13 protein-coding genes are annotated in these 20,400 nt (G+C 44.4%); 12 read left to right on the forward strand and 1 reads right to left on the reverse strand.

Annotation, left to right across the window (positions count from 1 at the left end; genetic code table 11):
* Window positions 1–78: 78 nt before the first annotated feature.
* The 8 genes from HDC91_RS01610 to HDC91_RS01645 all read left to right on the forward strand — a co-directional run bounded on the left by HDC91_RS01610 (window position 79) and on the right by HDC91_RS01645 (window position 13,556).
* The gene (locus HDC91_RS01610; RefSeq protein WP_183547870.1) at window positions 79–1,107 is read left to right on the forward strand and encodes a DUF4097 family beta strand repeat-containing protein; all 1,029 of its coding nucleotides are present in this window, start codon (window positions 79–81) and stop codon (window positions 1,105–1,107) included.
* Window positions 1,108–1,131: 24 nt separating this feature from the next.
* Window positions 1,132–3,501 carry an ABC transporter permease gene (locus HDC91_RS01615; protein WP_183547871.1) on the forward strand — a complete coding sequence of 790 codons (2,370 nt, stop codon included), beginning with the start codon at window positions 1,132–1,134 and terminating at the stop codon, window positions 3,499–3,501.
* A gap of 130 nt (window positions 3,502–3,631) precedes the next feature.
* Window positions 3,632–6,037, forward strand: coding sequence for an ABC transporter permease (locus tag HDC91_RS01620; protein WP_183547872.1), 2,406 nt, complete (start codon window positions 3,632–3,634; stop codon window positions 6,035–6,037).
* 142 nt (window positions 6,038–6,179) lie between these two features.
* The gene (locus tag HDC91_RS01625) at window positions 6,180–8,603 is read left to right on the forward strand and encodes an ABC transporter permease (protein ID WP_183547874.1); all 2,424 of its coding nucleotides are present in this window, start codon (window positions 6,180–6,182) and stop codon (window positions 8,601–8,603) included.
* 206 nt (window positions 8,604–8,809) lie between these two features.
* A complete protein-coding gene (locus HDC91_RS01630; protein WP_183547876.1) occupies window positions 8,810–11,176 on the forward strand; it encodes an ABC transporter permease in 2,367 nt (788 codons plus the stop codon).
* Between the two features lie 120 nt (window positions 11,177–11,296).
* The gene (recR, locus tag HDC91_RS01635) at window positions 11,297–11,911 is read left to right on the forward strand and encodes a recombination mediator RecR (protein ID WP_183547878.1); all 615 of its coding nucleotides are present in this window, start codon (window positions 11,297–11,299) and stop codon (window positions 11,909–11,911) included.
* A 6-nt stretch (window positions 11,912–11,917) separates the two neighbouring features.
* Complete coding sequence (locus HDC91_RS01640; protein ID WP_183547880.1) at window positions 11,918–12,757, forward strand: glycosyltransferase family 2 protein; 840 nt, start codon at window positions 11,918–11,920, stop codon at window positions 12,755–12,757.
* Complete coding sequence (locus HDC91_RS01645) at window positions 12,741–13,556, forward strand: SDR family oxidoreductase (protein ID WP_183547882.1); 816 nt, start codon at window positions 12,741–12,743, stop codon at window positions 13,554–13,556. The genes HDC91_RS01640 and HDC91_RS01645 overlap by 17 nt, the downstream gene beginning before the upstream one ends.
* A gap of 134 nt (window positions 13,557–13,690) precedes the next feature.
* On the opposite strand, the gene HDC91_RS01650 is transcribed toward HDC91_RS01645, so the two are convergent.
* The gene (locus HDC91_RS01650; RefSeq protein WP_183547884.1) at window positions 13,691–14,635 is read right to left on the reverse strand and encodes an ion channel; all 945 of its coding nucleotides are present in this window, start codon (window positions 14,633–14,635) and stop codon (window positions 13,691–13,693) included.
* Between the two features lie 278 nt (window positions 14,636–14,913).
* On the opposite strand from HDC91_RS01650, the gene trpD reads away from it, so the two are divergent.
* The 4 genes from trpD (at window position 14,914) to HDC91_RS01670 (ending at window position 20,328) form a co-directional block, all read left to right on the forward strand.
* Window positions 14,914–15,903, forward strand: coding sequence for an anthranilate phosphoribosyltransferase (gene trpD, locus HDC91_RS01655; RefSeq protein ID WP_183547885.1), 990 nt, complete (start codon window positions 14,914–14,916; stop codon window positions 15,901–15,903).
* 1 nt (window position 15,904) lies between these two features.
* Entirely contained in the window at window positions 15,905–16,546 is a 642-nt protein-coding gene (locus HDC91_RS01660; RefSeq protein WP_183547887.1) for a phosphoribosylanthranilate isomerase, read from the forward strand.
* Window positions 16,530–17,711 carry a tryptophan synthase subunit beta gene (trpB, locus tag HDC91_RS01665; protein WP_183547889.1) on the forward strand — a complete coding sequence of 394 codons (1,182 nt, stop codon included), beginning with the start codon at window positions 16,530–16,532 and terminating at the stop codon, window positions 17,709–17,711. Before HDC91_RS01660 ends, trpB begins: the two co-directional genes overlap by 17 nt.
* Before the next feature lie 214 nt (window positions 17,712–17,925).
* The gene (locus HDC91_RS01670; RefSeq protein ID WP_183547892.1) at window positions 17,926–20,328 is read left to right on the forward strand and encodes an ABC transporter permease; all 2,403 of its coding nucleotides are present in this window, start codon (window positions 17,926–17,928) and stop codon (window positions 20,326–20,328) included.
* Window positions 20,329–20,400 lie beyond the last annotated feature (72 nt).

Here is a 20,400-nt window from a genome sequence, read left to right on the forward strand (position 1 = left end):
CAGCTCTGCCATGAACTAAAATAAAAAGCATGCAACCTATAACATTAAAAAATAGTCTTATTGTAAACTCAAATAATTATGAAAAAGTATTTCCTTTTATTTTTAATGGCATCGCCGGTTCTCTTTGCTTCCGCGCAGGACGACAAGGTGCCTTATTACACACGTTCGCTGGCAAATGACGGTATCAAAGCCGTTTTTGTAAACACCAGCGGCGGTAGTATAGCGGTAAGCGGCGCAGGTACCGAGCAGCCGCATATTGATGTGTATGTGGTGGGTAATAACAATCAAAAGTTAACCAAAGACGAAATAAAAAAGCGCCTTGAGGAGGACTATATCCTTAATATAGATATCCAAAACGGCGAGCTCCACGCCACGGCTAAAAGCCGCCGCAATAACATGAACTGGAGACGGGCGTTAAGCATTGGCTTTAAAATATATGTTAACAAACAAACTACTACCAACTTAAATACCAGCGGCGGCAGCCTGCATTTGGATAATTTAACCGGTAGCCAAAATTTCGAGACCAGCGGCGGCAGTATCCACGCCAATGGTTTAACGGGTATTATAAAGGGCGAGACCAGTGGGGGCAGTATTCACGTTTCAAACTGCAAGCCGGATATTGATCTGGAAACCAGCGGGGGCAGCGTTACCGCCGATAACTGCAGCGGCAAAATACGTTTAGAAACCAGCGGCGGTTCGCTAAACTTAACAAATCTTAAAGGCACTGTTAAGGCCACCACCAGCGGCGGCAGCGTAAAAGGCAATAACATTGATGGCGAACTGATAACGGGCACATCCGGCGGGAGTGTAAACCTGATGGCGATGGCCGGCAGTGTTGATGCCTCAACAAGCGCCGGCAGCATGCATGTGCAAATGCTGCGCGTGGGCAATTATGTAAAAATTGACGCTAACTCGGGGCATGTAGACCTGCAACTACCGGCAAACCAGGGCGTAGATGTAGACCTGAGAGGCGATGATGTGAATTTTAACATTAACGGCAAATTTGAAGGCCACAAAGAAAAAGAGCGGGTAACCGGTAAGCTAAATGGCGGTGGGTCGCTGGTTGAGGTACGCGGCGATGGCCACGTAAACGTATCGTCCAGATAATCATCTTTAATAACAACAAGGTATATGATAAAAAATTATTTCAAAATTGCCTGGCGTAATATCGTCAAGCATAAGGGCTTTTCGTTAATTAACGCGGGCGGGTTGGCATTAGGCATGGCAAGCTGCCTGCTTTTACTGCTTTACGTTTCCTATCACTTAAATTATGATAAGCAGTTTAATAATATCGATAACATATACCTTGTTGAAAATAATCAGCCCGGCGATGGCAAAATATACACGTTTGCGGCCACGCCACGCCTTGCAGCAGCAACTATTAAAACCGAAGTGCCGGATGCTGTGCGCGCGGTAAGGACAATAAACTACACCGCCGAAGGCTTGCTTACTTATAAAAACAATAGTTTTAAAAAATCGGGCTTGTTTGCAGATGATGGCTTCTTTGATATTTTTTCATATCATTTTATAAAAGGCTCGGCGGCAAATGCTCTAAAATCGCCAAATTCTATCGTTATTACCCAAAAGCTCGCCAGGACGCTTTTTGGCGACGAAGACCCGATGAACAAGGTTGTAAAGCGTAATAACCAGCTACCTTTAAAAGTTACCGGTGTTATTGATGATGTACCGGTAAACGCCACGTTTCAGTTCGAATTTGTTTTACCCTGGGTGATGTTCGAAGATTCAAATCCGTGGGCAAAAGACTCCGGCTGGGGAAGCAATTTTGCGCGTACGGTGGTGCAACTTAAAGATCCCTCGTCGCTAACGCGTGCCAACAGTATCATGAAAAACATGGTAGAGCGGCATAACGATGGTAACAAGAACCAGTTGTTCCTTTACCCGTTCAGCAGGCTGCACCTGTATTCGGAATTTGTGGAAGGAAAGTCTGTAGGAGGCATGATCGATCAAATAAAACTTTTCATCACCCTGGCTATATGTATTTTACTGGTTGCCTGCGTAAACTTTATGAACCTGAGCACCGCCCGGTCAGAAGAACGCGCTAAAGAGGTAGGCATCCGCAAGGCTATAGGCTCAAACAGGTCATCGCTTGTCAGTCAGTTCATTATCGAGTCGGTTATCCTGTCAATGTTATCCACGGCGGTAGCTATGGGTATAGTAATTGTTTCGCTGCCCTATTTCAACAATTTATTGGGTATCCAGTTAGCACTGCCCTACACCAGTTGGGTAACATGGGTGGCCATTTTGGGCATTGGGTTATTAACCGGGGTACTTGCCGGCAGCTATCCGGCTTTTTACCTCTCATCTTTCGAGCCTATTAAAGTATTGAAAGGAATATTTAAAGGTGGCACTTCGGCACTGCCGGTACGTAAAGTACTGGTAGTTGTGCAGTTTGGTTTCGCGGTATTTTTAATAACCGCTACCATTTGCATTTACCGGCAGATAAAATTTGTGCAGGAAAAGTCGGCCGGGTTTGATAAGAATAACCTGGTGGAGATACCTATCGAGGGTGATTTGCAAAAAAATGTAGAGGTGCTTATAAACCAACTCAAAAGTTCCGGCGCGGTTACCAACGCCTCGGTGTTTTCGCAAAGCATCACCGAAAATGGCAACAATACGTGGGGGGTAAGCTGGCCCGGCAAACGGGATGATGAGACCGTTTTGTTTGATGTATTTAGGGCCGGTAACGATTTTATTAAAACCGCAGGGGTTAAATTGCTGGACGGGCGCGAGTTCTCGTCTGCTAACCAGGCCGATACTGCAGGCAAAACCGTGCTGGTAAACGAATCGGCAGCTAAGGTGATGAAATTAAAAAACCCGGTTGGAACCCTTATAAAATGGGGCGATACCGAGCTTACCATTGTTGGTGTATATAAGGATTTTGTTTGGGGTTCGCCTTACGAAAAAACCCGCCCCATGTTAACACAGTATGGCGGTAATAACGGTGCTACCATTGATTTGCGCTTAAATCAAACTAAAAGTGTCAGCGCCAATATTGAAACCATAAATAAAGCACTTAAATCACTAAACCCGGCGTATCCGCCAACCATCAAATTTGTCGACAGCGATTTTGAGAAGAAATTTCAGAATGAGAAGCTGCTGGCTACCTTGTCAAACTTGTTTGGCGGCCTGGCCATCATTATATCTTGCCTTGGCTTATTTGGCCTGGCAGCTTACGCGGCCGAGCAGCGTGTTAAAGAGATTGGGGTGCGCAAAGTATTAGGCGCAACGGTATTAAACCTTACCACCCTGCTTTCAAAAGACTTCTTAAAACTCGTGGGTATTGCTATTCTGCTGGCTATACCATTTTCAATTTGGCTGTTGAACAAATGGCTGCAAAAGTTTGAATACCGCATTGACCTAAGTTGGTGGATGTTGGCATTAGCCGGTTTATTAACGGTTATTATCGCAATAGCAACGGTAAGCTACCAGGCCATTAAAGCCGCGCTGGCCAACCCTGTTAAGAGTTTGAGGTCGGAGTAAGCGTTGGATGTTAGTGACTGGAGATCAGTCATAACCGTCACGATTTATAGTTTACATTTTAAAATTAGCGTTTAGGATTTAGGATTTAGAGTTTAGTATTTAGAGCTTAGGATTTAGCATTCCCACGATTATGATAAAAAATTATTTAACAATTGCCTGGCGCAGTCTTAGTAAAAACAAGGTGTTCTCGTTCATCAATACGTTTGGCCTGGCCATAGGGCTTGCTTGCTGTATGCTTATCAGCGGTTACCTGTACCAGGAACTTACTTACGATACTTACTCGGAAAATGCAAAACAGCTTTACAGGGTAAACCTGTCGACCATTGGCAACGGCGGAACCGATGTTTACCCGGTTGTTGACGTTGCCGTAGGCGAGGGCATGAAAAACGCGTTCCCCGAAATTAAAGCTTCAACCCGGTTGGGGGGTATGCAGCCCATATTCGTTAAATACCAGGACAAACAGTTTAAAGAAACAAACATCGTACGTGCCGATTCAAACTTCCTGCAGTTGTTTTCCATCCCGGTTATAGAGGGCGACAGCAGGACCGCTTTGGTTGAGCCCGGCAGTATTGTGGTTACAAAGGATCTTGCTAAAAAGTATTTCGGCGAAGAGGCTGCGCTTGGTAAAACACTGATAGTTGGTAACCAGCCGCAAAAAATTACCGGCATTATCAATAAGGTGCCGGATAACTCGCACTTCCATGCAGACGCATTTATGAGCCTTGATACAAAGGCATGGCACCAAACCTGGAGCAACTTAGGGTTTTACACGTACCTGCTGCTGGATAAGCATGCCGACCCTAAAAAGCTGGAGGCGCAGTTTCCGCAATTGGTAGCAAAATATGTGGTGCCCGAAATTCAGCATGATATGGGTGTAAGCCTGGCCGAAGCTCAAAAATCGGTAAATACATTCATCTTTAGTTTACAGCCGTTAACGGATATACACCTGCACTCGCATACTAAATTTGAGCGCGAGGCAAACGGCGATATCAATTATGTTTACATATTTGGCGCGCTGGCCATATTTATATTACTGCTGGCGTGTATAAATTTCACCAACCTGTCCACAGCAGCATCTGCAAGGCGTTCAAAAGAAGTGGGCATACGTAAGGTGCTCGGCTCTTTAAAAAACAACCTTGTAACGCAGTTCCTGACCGAGTCGGTGTTGCTCACCACACTCGCGATGGTTTTTGCCCTGGTGCTTGTTTACTTTTTATTGCCTTATTTTAATGATGTGGCCGGCAAAAACATCACCATGCAATTTTACCTGGGTTACAAAGCCGTGGTTATCGAATTGTTAGTTGCCCTGCTGGTTGGCATCGCCGCGGGTGTTTACCCAGCCTTCTTTATTTCATCATTCAGGATCCTCAGCGTATTAAAGGGCAACAGCAATAGCCAAAACAGCCGCAGTGTGTTGCGCAGCGGTTTAATTGTATTTCAGTTTGGTATTTCAACGGCGTTTATAATAGCAACCTTTATAGTGTACCAGCAGTTGCATTTTATGCAAAATCAAAAGCTGGGTTACGATAAAAACCAGATATTGGTAATAAACGATACCTATACCTTAAAGAATAACCTGGTGCCCTTCAAAAATCAGCTGATGCAAAATAAGCAGGTGGCGAATGCTACTATATCAGGCGATCTGCCCACCCGGTCGGGCGATGGAACGCAGATATACCTTAAATCTTCAAACACCAACGCTGCGCACAGCGAGATACATACCAGTATTTACCATATCGACGAGAACTATCTGGCAACAATGGGTATGAAAATGGCGCTTGGGCGTAACTTTTCTGCGTCTTCGCCCGGCGATTCATCGGGTGTTATTGTTAACCAAACGGCCGTAAAAGAACTCGGCATCGGCAACGCCGACCCAATAGGCAAAACCATTGTACGCTCGGGCCAGCGCGAGTTTACGATCATTGGCGTGGTAAAGGATTTTCATTATTCGTCGGCTAAAGAAAAAATAGCGCCTTTAATGATGCTTTACGGCTACAGTAATGGTTCGGTGATATTAAAGGTTAATACCGCTGACATGAGTGGTTTAATTGCCAGTATTAAAGCCCAGTGGGATGACTACCATGCCGATAGCCCTTTTAGCTATACTTTTCTGGACGATCAGTACGCCCAGTTATACGTAGCCGAGGTTCGTACCGGCAAAATATTTACCTCGTTTGCGATACTGGCCGTAATTATCGCAAGTCTTGGCTTGTTTGGCTTGTCGGCGTTCAGCATACGGCAGCGCGTTAAAGAAATAGGCATACGCAAGGTGCTTGGCGCTTCTTCGGGCACTATCACCGGGATGTTATCGGCGCAATTTTTAAAGTTGGTGGCTCTGTCAATTGTTATCGCGGTGCCCTTTACATGGTTTGCCATGCACAAGTGGCTGCAGGAGTTTGCCTACCGGGTTGAAATACAATGGTGGGTGTTTGCGGCAGCAGGGGCAATGGCCCTTGGCGTAGCATTTATAACGGTTAGCTTTCAAACCATAAAAGCAGCGTTGGCCAACCCCGTAAAAAGTCTTCGAAACGAGTAACCTTTTCTGTTTACATGTAGTCATAAAGTTGTGAACGGTAAACAATAAATCCTAAACGCTAACTTCTAAACCCCAAAATAAAAAAGGGGCGGGGACGATTAGGATTTAACGTTTAGGATTTAGAGGTTAGAATTTTAAAAATATGTTTAAAAACTACATTAAAACAGCTTTCAGAAGCCTTAAAAAGAACAAAGGATTTACCATTATCAATGTGTTGGGCCTTGCCTTGGGCTTATGCGTGTGCATGCTTATAGTATTTTATGTGGTAGACGAGGTAGGATACGACGCTTTTAATACGAAGGCCGACCGCATATACCGCGTAAACAACGATATTAAGTTTGGCGGCAACACCAACAGTTATGCCGTTGTACCCGCACCGCTGGCGCATACTTTTTTAAGCGATTTCCCCGAGGTAGAGCAAACAGTAAGGTTCCGGGATCGCGGCGGTTTTAAAGTGCGTAAAGGCGACGAAAACGTTCAGGAGCCTAACGTTTTATATGCCGACCCGCAATTATTTGATGTGTTTACTTTGCCCATGCTGCACGGCGACCCAAATACGGCGCTAAAAAACCCCAGGAGCGTGGTGATCAACGAAACTACCGCCAAAAAGTATTTTAACACCGACGATGCGGTTGGTAAATCGTTAACATTGAACGATAGCTTATTTTACAAAGTAACAGGCGTTATAAAAGATATGCCCAAGCAATCGCACTTTACAGCCGATTTCTTTATCTGTATGACAGACCTGCCCGAAAGTAAAGAGGATGCCTGGTTAAGTAATAATTTTAATACCTATATCTTGCTAAAAAAAGGGTCGGATGTTAACCGCCTTAGTGCCAAATTCCCGGCTATGGTAAGCAAATATGTTGGCGGACAATTGCAAGCCGCTGTACACATGAGTTATGAGCAGCTTGAAAAAGGCGGTAATTATTTTCGGGTAAGTTTAACACCATTGCGGGATATCCACCTGACATCAAACCGCGTAGCTGAATTGCGCGGAAACGGGAACATACAATACGTTTATATATTTTCGGCTATCGCCATATTTATATTGCTGATAGCCTGCGTAAATTTCATGAACCTGAGCACCGCGCGCTCATCAAACCGGGCGCGCGAGGTTGGCGTACGCAAAGTATTGGGGTCGCCGCGCAAATATCTTATCGCGCAGTTCCTTTCAGAATCTGTTATAGTAACCTTTATAGCTACTGTGGTAGCTATAGTAGGCGCATGGCTGCTGTTACCCTACTTTAACCAAATGGCCGACAAACAGCTTGCATTTACGGCAACTACTCTGGCTTGGCTGTTACCGGCGCTGCTGGTTACCACGTTAGTAATTGGCTGTCTTGCAGGGTCATACCCGGCCTTTTTCCTGTCGGCATTTCAGCCGGTTGATGTATTAAAGGGTAAGCTATCCGGCGGTTTCAAAGGTGGTTTCCTGCGCAGTTTTTTAGTGGTTTTCCAATTTTCTATATCCATTTTCCTCATCATCGGCACCCTGGTAATCTATCATCAGCTTAAATTTATACAAAACAAAGACCTGGGCTTTAACCGCGATCAGGTAATGGTTATTAATAATGTTGATGTATTAGGCAACCAGGCCAAGGTATTAAAGGAAGAACTTAGCCAATTACCCGGTGTGGTAAGCACCACCATGACAGGCTACGTACCCACCAGCGGATGGCGCAATAGCAGCACTTTTTTCCAGGACGCAACCAGGGATACCAAAACTGCCTTATCAACCCAGGTATGGGATATTGACGAAGATTATATAGGTACGATGGGTATGAAAGTGGTACAGGGCCGTAACTTTTCAAAAGCATTTAAGGCCGATTCGTCCTCGTTGGTGATAAACGAAGCCGCAGCAAAGCGCCTTGGGGTTAAAAACCCAATTAACAAAGAGTTGTATTACTCGTTAGACAATATGGCGCAAAAATTTAAGGTATTCCGTATAGTAGGCGTGGTTAAGGATTTTAACTTTAATTCGCTTCGCGAAAATATAACGCCGGTGGTATTCTTTCTGAACGAGAACCGTGGAAGCCTTGCCCTACGCTTAAAAGCGACAAACACAACCGCTCTTATAGCGCAGGTAAAGGAAAAATGGCGCTCAGTTTCGCTAAACCAACAGTTAAATTACACCTTTATGGACGAGGACTTTGAAAGGAGTTATCGTACCGAGCAACGGATGGGCGGTATTTTTGTGGCTTTTACCAGCATGGCCATCATTATTGCCTGCCTCGGTTTATTTGGTCTTGCAGCTTACGCTGCCGAACAGCGCACTAAAGAAATTGGCATACGCAAAGTATTGGGCGCAAATGTATCTGTCATTGTAGCTATGCTTTCAAAAGATTTTATCAAGCTGGTTATTATAGCCATTTTACTGGCCTCGCCGCTGGCCTGGCTGGCTGGCCGGTACTGGCTGCAGGGCTTTGCTTATCGCGATGGCATTAAATGGTGGATAATAGCGTCTGCCGGCGCAGGGGCAATGGGTATAGCGTTCATAACCATTAGCTTCCAGTCGATAAAAGCAGCTGTGGCTAACCCCGTAAAAAGCTTAAAAAGCGAGTAAATTAGTGGGAGGTGAATAGTGAGGGGTGAGTAGTTGGGGCGAATTTTGGGTTGTAAACTTTATAAAATTGACAAAAATCTTTGTCTTTACACAAAAATAGCGATAGGTAAATCCATCGCTATTTTTGTTTAGTTAATAGATGTTAAAAATTATAATTTAACATCTACAGTGCTGATATTGTAGAAGTAAACCGCGTAACCTGATCTATGATAAAAAACTACCTGAAAATAGCCTGGAGAAACCTTGCCCGAAACAAAATATCATCATTGATAAATATTGGCGGGTTGGCTATTGGTATGGCGGTAAGCTTTATGCTGCTGGTTTATGTATACAACGAATACAGCTTTGATAAATTTCACGTAAACGGCGATAGGCTGTACCAGGTTTTTAAAAACCAGCCAACTAACGGCGAGATACGCACCAAGTGGTTCACACCACAATTACTTGCCGGTGCATTAAAGAAAGACATTCCCGAGATAGCAAACGCAGGCCGCATAAACGAGCCCAAAAACGTTTTGATAGCCTACAATAGTAAAGGGTTAAAATTTAATGCGGTGGCTATGGATGCGGGTATACTGAATATGTTCAGCTTTGACTTTATGCAAGGGAACAAACGCAGCGCCTTGTCTGATGTTTCGTCTGTGATACTTACCGAGTCGGCCGCTAAAGCAATATTTGGAAACACGAACCCGCTGGGCCAGACTGTAAAATACAATAACCAGTTTCCGATGAAGGTTAGCGCGATAATCAAAGATAACCCAGGAAATTCGAGCTTCACTTTTAAGGCTATTATTTCATGGGATGCGTTCCTGTCGCAGCAGCCATGGTTAAAAGGCGAAAATTGGGATAATTATGGATACGCCACTTATGTTCTTCTAAAACCTAATGCATCAGCTGCAGCTGTTAACATAAAGATAAAAGACCTTATCGGCAGGTATTTCCCGCCCGATAAAGAGGTTAAGCTATTTATGTACCCATTTACCCAATTGCATTTACACGGCGATTTTAAAAATGGTGTTAACGTGGGCGGTCGTATCAGCTATTTACGTTTGTTCCTGTTTCTGGCCATAGGTATACTGGTTATCGCCTGTATAAATTTCATGAACTTATCTACCGCCCGGTCCGAAAAGCGGGCCAGGGAGGTAGGGATTCGTAAGGCAATAGGCGCCAGGCGTACAGCGCTTATCAAACAGTTTATGGGCGAATCCCTGTTACTGGCATTTGCAGCGTTTATCCTATCATTAATATTGATATTGGTTTTAACCCCTGTGTTTGCTGATTTAACCGGTATCATGTTAAATATCCCGTATGGCAATGTATGGGTATGGTTAACAGCACTAACGGCGACGGCGGTTACCGGCCTGTTTGCTGGTAGCTATCCGGCGCTCTTTCTTTCATCTTTTAACCCGGTTAGGGTATTAAAAGGCCGGTTTTTTAGTACAGAAACAACCGTAAGGCCGCGCCAGGTGTTGGTTATTATACAATTTACATTTGCCATATGCCTGGTGGTATTCAGTTTTTTTGTTCACAGGCAAATCAACTATATAAAAGAGCTACCCATTGGTTATAACCGCAACGGCCTTATTGAATTGCCTGCAGATGGCGCTATGTTCGATAAGTTTGATAGTTTCAGGCAGGAGGCTCTCAGTGCAGGCGCCATTACCGACGCTGCCAGCATATCAGAGCCTATTACCAAAATAACCAGCGCCACATGGCAAAACAGATGGCCGGGCCAGCTACCGGGGGAGGAAAAGACGCCGATAGATTGCATAGCTGTTACCTATCATATGTTGAACACTTACCAGATAAAGATTATTGAAGGCCGCGATTTTGCTACTGACAGGCTTTCCGATTCAACAGCGGTTATCTTAAATGAGGCCGCGGTAAAACTAATGAAACTGAAAGACCCCGTGGGGCAAAAAATTACGTGGATGAATGCCGGGCGTACAATTATCGGCGTAGCAAAAAACTTTGTTTGGGGCTCGCCGTACGATGCTGTACGGCCCACTATAATAGGGTTTACCAAAGGCTGGGTCGGGAATATCGGCATGCGGTTAAACCCATCCAACTCCGTTTCAAAAAACATACAACTTTTGCAGGATATCTATAAAAAATACAACCCAACTTACCCGTTCGATTATACATTTACAGACGAAAGCTTTAATCAGAAATTTAAAACCGAGCAGCAGTTGGGGGCAATGGCGGTAATCTTTACCTGTCTGGCCATCATTATATCGGGTCTCGGCCTGTTTGGCCTGGCATCGTTCTCGGCCGAACGGCGGGGGAAAGAAATAAGCATCCGGAAAATACTGGGTGCAGGAACTGCCGGGCTTTGGCTAAAACTCTCGCAGGAGTTTATTAAATTGGTATTGATATCTTTTGTAATTGGAGCGGCAATAAGCTGGTATAATGTAAACCGCTGGCTAAACACATATACTTACCATACCAATGTCACTATCTGGGTATTTGCGGCAACGCTGTTTTTAAGTATTGCTTTATGCCTGGTTGCCGTAAGTTGGCAAGCCATTAAAGCGGCATTAGTTAATCCGGTGAAAAGCCTGCGAAGCGAATAGATATTAACGACGGAACCTCCCACGGACAGCAGGGTACATACAAATGCCTAAGTTGTTCAATCAAATGCTTCACTACGGTTCAGCATAACAAATTCCTACAAAAATCCGTAAATTCGCCTAATGAATTTTTCATCTAAATTGCTGGAGGATGCTGTTGCCGAATTTGCGAAGCTGCCGGGCGTCGGTCAAAAAACCGCATTGCGGTTAGTATTGCATTTGCTTAACCGCGATAAGGAAGAAGTGCAAAAATTCAGCACCGCCATCAGTAAATTACGCAACGAGATACAGTTTTGCCAAACCTGTCATAACATATCCGACCAGCAGGTATGCGAGATATGTTCGTCATACAAACGCGACCATAGCCTGATATGCGTGGTAGAAGACACCCGCGATGTAATGGCTATTGAAAATACCAGCCAGTATAATGGTGTTTACCATGTTTTGGGCGGCTTAATATCGCCTATGGATGGCATTGGCCCCGCCGACCTGGAGGTGGATACCCTGGTAGAGCGGCTAAAGGGCGGCGAAGTGAAAGAAGTTATTTTTGCCCTTAGCGCAACCATGGAAGGCGATACCACCATTTTCTACCTGCATAAACGCTTAAAGCTTTTTGAAATAAATATCTCAACTATTGCCCGTGGCATAGCTTTTGGAGGTGAATTAGAGTACGTGGACGAGATTACGTTAGGACGATCTATCGTAACCCGTGTACCGTACGAGAATTCATTATCCTGATAGCTTATGAAACTTTCTGTTATAGTTGTTAATCACAATATGTGCAACAAATTAAGGCAAGCATTATTTACTTTAAATAGAGCTTGCCGTGATATTGATTATGAGCTGATTGTGGTTGACGATGCATCTGCAGACAAGTCGGTGGCGATGCTTGGTAATGAGTTTCCCCACGCCAAATTAATTGTTAATCAGCATCATGCCGGCGTGGCAAAAGCCCGTAACCAGGGGATTGAAGAAGCCAAGGGCGAGTATGTTTTACTGGTCAATGCGGATACTATTAGCGGCAAAAAAACCGTAGAGCACGTGCTTAAGTTTATGGACGCCCATAACGATGCGGGTGGTGTAGGTGTGCGTATGTTAAGTCCGCGCGGCAAATTTATTTCCGAATCCAGAACCGGGTTTTCGCGTGCCTGGGGTGGTTTGCTGAAATTAACTGGCCTGGCCAAACACTTCCCAAAATCGCGCTTGTATAAAAACGATGATGATTGGGTAGAAGATGAGGAGTTTGCAACTACGGAAGTTGACGTGATAAATGGTGCATTTATGTTGTTGCGCCGGTCGGTAGTGAACCATGTTGGCGACTTTGACGAGCGGTTTGTAAAGTTTGGTCATGATATCGATCTTTCATTCCGTATCCGCCTGGCGGGGTACAAAAATTATTATTTCCCCAAAACCTACATACTCAGCTTTAATACCAGGTTACGCTCTAAATTTACCTGGAGCTATATCAGGCATTTTTATGGTGCTATGATTATATTCGCTGCCAAATATTTGCTCCACATGCCCGAAATAAAAATTCCGGCTATCCCGCAGATGTTCGCACCGAAATATGAAATTGAAAGATAAGGTTGTAATCATCACAGGCGCGTCTTCGGGTATAGGCAAAGCCCTTGCCATAGAGTTTGCCCGGCGCGGCGCCAATCTGGTATTAGCTTCCCGCCAGTATGTTACCCTTTGCCATATAGCCCAAACGCTGCAAACAGATTATGCCATTAAGGCCATTGCCGTACAATGCGATGTAACTGTGGAGGAGGAGTGCGCTGCACTTATTAAACAGGCTCAATTTACTTTTGGAAAAATAGATGTGCTGGTTAACAACGCGGGCATATCCATGCGAGCGCTATTTAACGATGTAGACCTGGCCGTTTTAAAAACCGTAATGGACGTTAATTTTTGGGGTGCCGTGTATTGCACCAAATACGCCCTGCCGGCTATTACGGCAACTAAAGGCAGCATTGTAGGCGTATCGTCGATAGCCGGCTATAAAGGCTTACCCGGACGCTCGGGTTACTCGGCTTCAAAATTTGCTTTAAATGGTTTCATGGATGCCTTGAGAGTTGAAAATTTGAGGACGGGCGTACATATTATGCTGGCATGCCCCGGCTTTACCTCGTCAAATATCCGCAACACTGCCCTTGATAAAAATGGTGTACAACAGGGCGAAAGCACATTAGAAGAAGCTAAAATGATGACCGCTGAAGAGGTCGCCCGAATAATAGCCGACGGTGTAGAGAATCGCGACCGTACTTTGATCATGACCTTACAAGGCAAGCTAACCGTTTTCCTGAGCAAATTTTGGCCTGCCTTTTTAGATAAGCAGGTGTTCAAAATTTTCGCGAGGGAGAAGAACGCGTTGTTAAAATAGCCAACTGTCATTTCGAGGGAGCACGAGGTCGGCTTAGCGCGGTGGAGCGACGGAAATCTTCTACGCCCAGCTTTAATTGCAATTTTTATCGCCTGTAAAAATTCTCTTCGCGATGCTCGTTCGAAATGACAATGTTATTCAACCATATCAAATTCACTTATTTTACCCATATCCAGTTCTATCCTGCCATCTTCATCGCGGGTAAACATAGGCACAAATTTGGCGTTCCAAACCATATCCTGCGCTATGTAGGATGTACGCGAATGCACCGTTTGCGAAAAAGTATCATCAAACGCTTTCAGCAATACCGAAAAGCTCGCCTGGTAAGTTTCCAGATCCTCATATATCATATCAATCAGCGGGCTGTTGGCATCAAGCGGATGCACAATGGTCCAGTTGAGGGTAAGCAGGCTCACATATTTACGCTCAAGTTCTAAAGGGAAAAAACGGCGTATGGGTTTGCCGTCAACAACTTCGTTATACGAGAAAATGACCTGTATATCCAGATCTATCAGCACGTTTTTACGGATATTGGCCAACCTGAACATCAATCCCCGGCCATTGTCGCCGTATGGGGCAACCACCATATTTTCGCTGTAAACTATTTTTGCTGATGGTTTTGAAAAACGCCCGTAAAGCAAGCCGGTAGCCAGCGCAAAGGCCAGCAAACCAATCATCGACTCGAAGGCGGCCACGCTGTTGGCTATCACGCCGCGCGGGCTGATATGCCCATAACCCACCGTAGATATGGTTTGCGCCGAAAAAAAGAATGCGTCAAGCATATGGCTCATCTGGTTATGCGCTGATGCGCCATCCAGGCTATCCATCCCTATCAATACATAAATAGATGCAAAAAACAGGTTAGCGATCAAATATCCGCTGAGTACCACTACCCAAAACCTTGCCCAGCTCATCTTAATGAGCGTGTGATAGGTATCCGCAGTATTAAACCTCGATAAGCCCCTGCGCTTTACATTTACGGAACCATCTTTATTAATAAGCGGCTGGTTTTTGATCACCGGCTGAGGTCCGAAGCCAAGATCGTTCTCGGGGTTGATATGTTGTTTGCGTATAGCCATGGTTATTTAGTGATTAGACTGGCTTATTGATTTATGAACAGCCTGATATTTTGGATTGTAACCGATAATTCAATATTCACTAATTGCTGCGTAAAAATATTATTATGCTTGCTTTTGGCGAAAACAATTTCCATATTTGCCTTAACAATATGAAAGTGCAGATATTAAACAACAATTGGTGGTGGCTTAACGAGAATTCGTAAGGCAGCCTCATTTTTTGTTTTTGATAAATATACAGAAGGGTTGCCAATACGGCGACCCTTTTTTTATGGCCTATTATGAAACAGATACTTAACCACCTTTTTGAACATAAGACATTTACCCGCGAACAGTCGAAAGAAATTTTGATGAATATAGCGCTGGGTAAATACAATAACTCGCAAATGGCCGCTTTTATGACGGCGTATTGCATGCGCAGCATTACGGTTAACGAGCTGGAGGGTTTCCGCGATGCAATGCTGGAACTTTGCCTGCCGGTTGACCTGCAAACCGGCGAACTGATAGACCTTTGCGGCACCGGTGGTGATGGTAAGGATACTTTTAATATATCAACACTTGCATCATTTGTGGTAGCCGGTGCAGGATATAAGGTTGCCAAGCACGGCAATTATGGCGTTTCTTCGGGCTGCGGATCGTCAAACGTAATGGAGCACCTGGGTTACGTGTTCACCAACAACACCGATGCATTGAAACGCAGCATCGATAAGGCTAATATCTGCTTTCTGCACGCGCCCATGTTTCATCCGGCCATGAAAACCGTGGCGCCAATACGCCGCGAGCTTGGCGTAAAAACATTTTTTAATATGCTTGGCCCGTTGGTAAACCCTGCTAAGCCGCAAAACCAAATGGTGGGGGTGTTTAACCTTGAACTGGCAAGGGTATATGCTTACCTGTATCAAAAGTCAGAGGTAAAATATACCATACTGAACGCGCTGGACGGTTATGATGAAATATCGCTCACCTGCGATTTCAAAACATTTTCGGCCGAAGGCGAGAAAATAAATAGCATTGAAAGCCTTGGTTTTGGCAAACTAAACGAAGATGAAATAACCGGCGGGCATACGGTAAGCGATTCAGCGGATATATTTATGAAGGTATTGAATGATGACGCTACGATTGCCCACGCCAGCGTGGTTTTAAGCAACGCCGCTATGGCAATTAAAACCATTCATCCGCAAAAAAGCTTTGCCGATTGCTTTTACGAAGCCGAAGAATCGCTGATAAGCAAAAAAGCACTGGGCAGCTTTAAAGCGTTAATAGCTAATTAAAATGAAAATTAAAGTTTGCGGATTAAGGGATAGTGATAACATTAAGGCTGTTGCCGGTATAAGGCCTGATTATATGGGCTTTATTTGCTATGATAGGTCGGCGCGTTTTATTGGCGCAATGGAGGATGATGAACTGGTAAATATTTCTACAGATATTGCTAAAGTTGGCGTCTTTGTAAATGAGGATGCAGACAGCATCAGTAAATTGATATATAAGTATAAGTTCGACGCTATACAGCTCCACGGCAGTGAAAGCCCGGAATTTTGCGGGATGTTTAAACACGAGGTAGAGGTGATAAAAGCATTTGGTGTAGACGAAAATTTTGACTTTACACAATTAAGGGCATATCAGAACAATGTGAATTATTTCCTGTTCGATACCAAAACGGTTGCGTATGGCGGTTCGGGGGAAACGTTTGACTGGACTATTCTCGATAAATATACACTGGATGTGCCTTTCCTTTTATCGGGAGGATTAAGTTTAGACAACCTGGAAGAAGTAAAGCAGATAAAACACCCCGCATTTTATGGGGTAGACCTGAACAGCAAATTCGAGGTATCGCCAGCATTAAAAGATATAAATAAACTAACACAAGCATTTACTACGATAAATACATTTAACAACAATGAAGTACGGAGTTAACGAACAAGGCTATTACGGGGATTTTGGCGGTGCATATATCCCCGAAATGCTGTATCCTAATGTTGAAGAGTTAAGGCAGGAATACATCAAAATAATAAGCGACCCCGGCTTTATCGCAGAGTTTGACCAGTTGTTAAAAGACTATGTGGGCAGGCCATCCCCGTTGTATCATGCTAAAAGATATTCTGAGAAATATGGGGCCAACGTTTTTTTTAAGCGCGAAGACCTGAACCACACCGGTTCGCACAAAATAAACAATGCCATAGGGCAGATATTGCTTGCACAGCGTTTGGGCAAAAAGCGCATCATCGCCGAAACAGGCGCCGGTCAGCACGGGGTAGCAACGGCTACGGTTTGCGCCCTGAAAGGTATTGAATGCATTGTTTACATGGGCGAGATTGACATGGAGCGCCAGGCCCCGAATGTGGCACGTATGAAAATGCTGGGCGCCAGGGTAGTACCTGCAACGTCGGGTAGCAAAACGTTGAAGGATGCCACCAACGAGGCCCTGCGCGATTGGATAGGGAACCCGGTTGATACCCACTACATTATCGGTTCGGTAGTAGGGCCGTATCCATACCCTGATATGGTGGCAAGGTTCCAGTCGGTAATTTCTGCCGAAACAAAAAAACAGCTATTGGATCAAACCGGCAGCGAATTGCCTCAATACGCCCTGGCTTGTGTGGGCGGCGGCAGTAATGCCATGGGCATGTTCTATCATTTTTTAGACGACGAAGATGTAAAACTGGTGGCGGTTGAGGCAGCAGGCAAAGGGGTTAACAGCGGACACTCGGCTGCAACCACATTTTTGGGAAAAGAAGGCGTATTACACGGCAGCCGCACCATATTGATGCAAACGGCCGACGGGCAGGTAGAAGAACCTTATTCGATATCTGCCGGGCTGGATTACCCGGGCATAGGCCCCCAGCACGCGCACCTGTACAAAATAAACCGCGCCAAATATGTAAGCATCACCGATGACGAAGCCCTGAATGCCGGCCTGTTATGCTCGCAAATGGAGGGCATTATTCCGGCTATTGAAACTGCGCACGCGCTTGCTTATCTCGAAAAAATGACCTTCCAAAAAAACGATACCGTGGTAATATGCCTGTCGGGCAGGGGGGATAAGGACCTGGATACTTATATCAGGCATTTTGGGTTTTAAAAAGTCTATAGTCGAAAGCCTTAGTCTAAAGTCGCTATTTATACTTTGGACTAAGACTTTCGACTTTTAACTTGTCAGACTGTATCATAACCGAACAGGTACTGTTACGCTTACGTACATATAGTACGCTTGTATATCTTTATAATAATCTGGTTATTAGATACTTACTAATTTGGTATATGTTTTAACTGTTATAAAACATATTGCCATAATTATGTTAAAAAATTACTTCAAAATTGCCTGGAGGAATATCGTCCGTCATAAGGCGCACTCTATAATCAACATTTCGGGCTTAAGCGTAGGCATTGGCGCCTGTCTGCTCATATTTGTTATCCTCAAATTTGAACTTAGCTTTAATAAATTCAATAAAAACTTTGATGACATCTACCACCTGGTTACCAAACAAACGGCTGAAGATGGCATAAACTATAACCCGGGCGTATCTGTGCCGGCGCTTGATGCCTTAAGGATTGATTTTCCGCAGGTAAAATTTGCCGCTTTAACATCAAGCTACGGGAGCCAGATGACCGTATCCGGCACGGACGATAAGAAGTTTATTGAGCCTATCGGGGTTTTCTTTATGGAACCGCAGTTCTTCGATATTTTTCAAACCAGGTGGCTCAACGGTTCTAAAGAAGTGCTTTCGCAGCCCAATATGGTTGTTATTACCAAAGCTATTGCCACAAAATATTTCGGCGATTGGAATACGGCAATGGGTAAAACCATTAAAATGGATAACACCTTAACCTTACGGGTTGCCGGTATAGTTGAAGATGCGCCAAGTAACAGCGATATACCCTTAAAAATAATGGTATCGTACATCACCTGGAAACAAAGCGGTAAAACATACAGCTACAATAACGACTGGGGATCTATCAGCAGTAATCACCAGATATTTTTACAACTACCCCGAAACCTAAGCCGCCAAAAATTCGAGGCGCAGCTGGTGGGCTTCACCAAAAAGAACCTGACTGATAAACGTGCTGCGCGTACGCATCTGGCGCAGCCACTTGCCGAAATGCACTTTGATACGCTGATAGGCAATACACTTGGCGACCATTCTACCAGTAAGGCAACCATCAGTACGCTAACCTTTATCGCTATTTTGATCATCCTAATGGCGTCTATCAACTTCATCAACCTTTCAACAGCGCAATCGGTTGGGCGCTCAAAAGAGGTTGGCATCCGTAAGGTCTTGGGTAGCACGCGCAAACAACTGGTGGCGCAGGTAATTGGCGAAACTACGCTGGTTATTGCATTTTCGGTGATATTGGCAGTGGTTATAGCAAAAATAGCTTTACCCTATCTTAAAAATATCTCAAGCGTACCTGATGATATTGGTCTGATAAATACAGATACGGCTATATTTTTGGTATGTACCATGCTGGCAGTAATAGTGCTATCGGGTATTTATCCGGCGTTGGTAATCTCGGGCTTTAAACCCGTGGCTGCATTAAAAAATAAAATAACCGCTGCATCAATTGGCGGCATACCCTTACGCCGCGCCCTGGTGGTAGCCCAGTTTGCCATTGCCCAGTTACTTATCATCGGGACCATTGTAGCGGTAAACCAAATGAACTTTGTAAACGAAGCCGACCTTGGCTTTAATAAAAACGCCGTATTGGTTATCCCAGGCTATACCGATAGCGTTAGCCTAAGCAAAGTAAATTCATTTAAACAGCAAATACTGCAAAACCCCAATGTAAAGGCTACGAGTTTCGCCTCGGATGCGCCATCATCCGAAAATAACTGGGGATCAAATTTTTACTTTGACGGCTCTCCAAAAGATGTATCGTTTACCGTTTTTTTAAAATTCGCCGATGCGGATTATTTCAAAACGTTCGGACTGAAGTTTGCTGCGGGTAAAGGCTATGACGAAAGCGACACGGCCCGCCAGGCAGTAGTTAACGAAACGCTGGTGCACAAATTAGGCATCCGTAATGCAGAAGAGGCAATAGGTAAAACCATAAAAATAGGCAGCGGCCGCTGGATGCCTATAACCGGCGTTGTGAAAGATTTTAAAACCAACTCGTTACGCGACGCTGTTAAACCAACTTTTATCACCTCTGCAAAATCAAATTGGTCGCAGGTGGCGGTCAAGATCCAGACAAAAAACTTAAGCAAAACTGTTAAGGACATACAGCAGCTTTGGGAAAAAACTTACCCTGAATATGCCTATAATGGTTATTTCCTTGATGAGAATATAGCGCAGTTTTACAGGCAGGAAAACCAACTGGCTTTGGTTTACAAAATATTTGCGGCTATAGCCATATTTATTTCATGCCTTGGCTTATATGGCCTGGTATCCTTTATGGCAGTACAACGCACCAAAGAAGTAGGTGTACGCAAAGTATTAGGGGCTTCGGTATTCAATATCGTGTTGCTGTTCTCCAAAGAATTTATGATACTAATTTCTGTAGCATTCTTAATAGCTATGCCATTGGCATGGTATATCATGTCGGGCTGGTTACAAAACTTTGCTTACCGCATACCGCTTACGGCCGGCGTATTTGTGCTGGCTATTGTTTCGTCAATAGCTATAGCATGGTTAACTGTTGGTTACAAAGCATTAAGGGCAGCTATGGTAAACCCGGTTAAGAGCTTACGAAGCGAATAATGGTGAGTGGTGAGTAGTTAGCAGTAGAAGTGATAGCCTGAATTAGGGTTTAGGATTTAGCGTTTAGAATTT

The organism is Mucilaginibacter sp. AK015 (genome assembly GCF_014200785.1).
Classification (GTDB): domain Bacteria; phylum Bacteroidota; class Bacteroidia; order Sphingobacteriales; family Sphingobacteriaceae; genus Mucilaginibacter.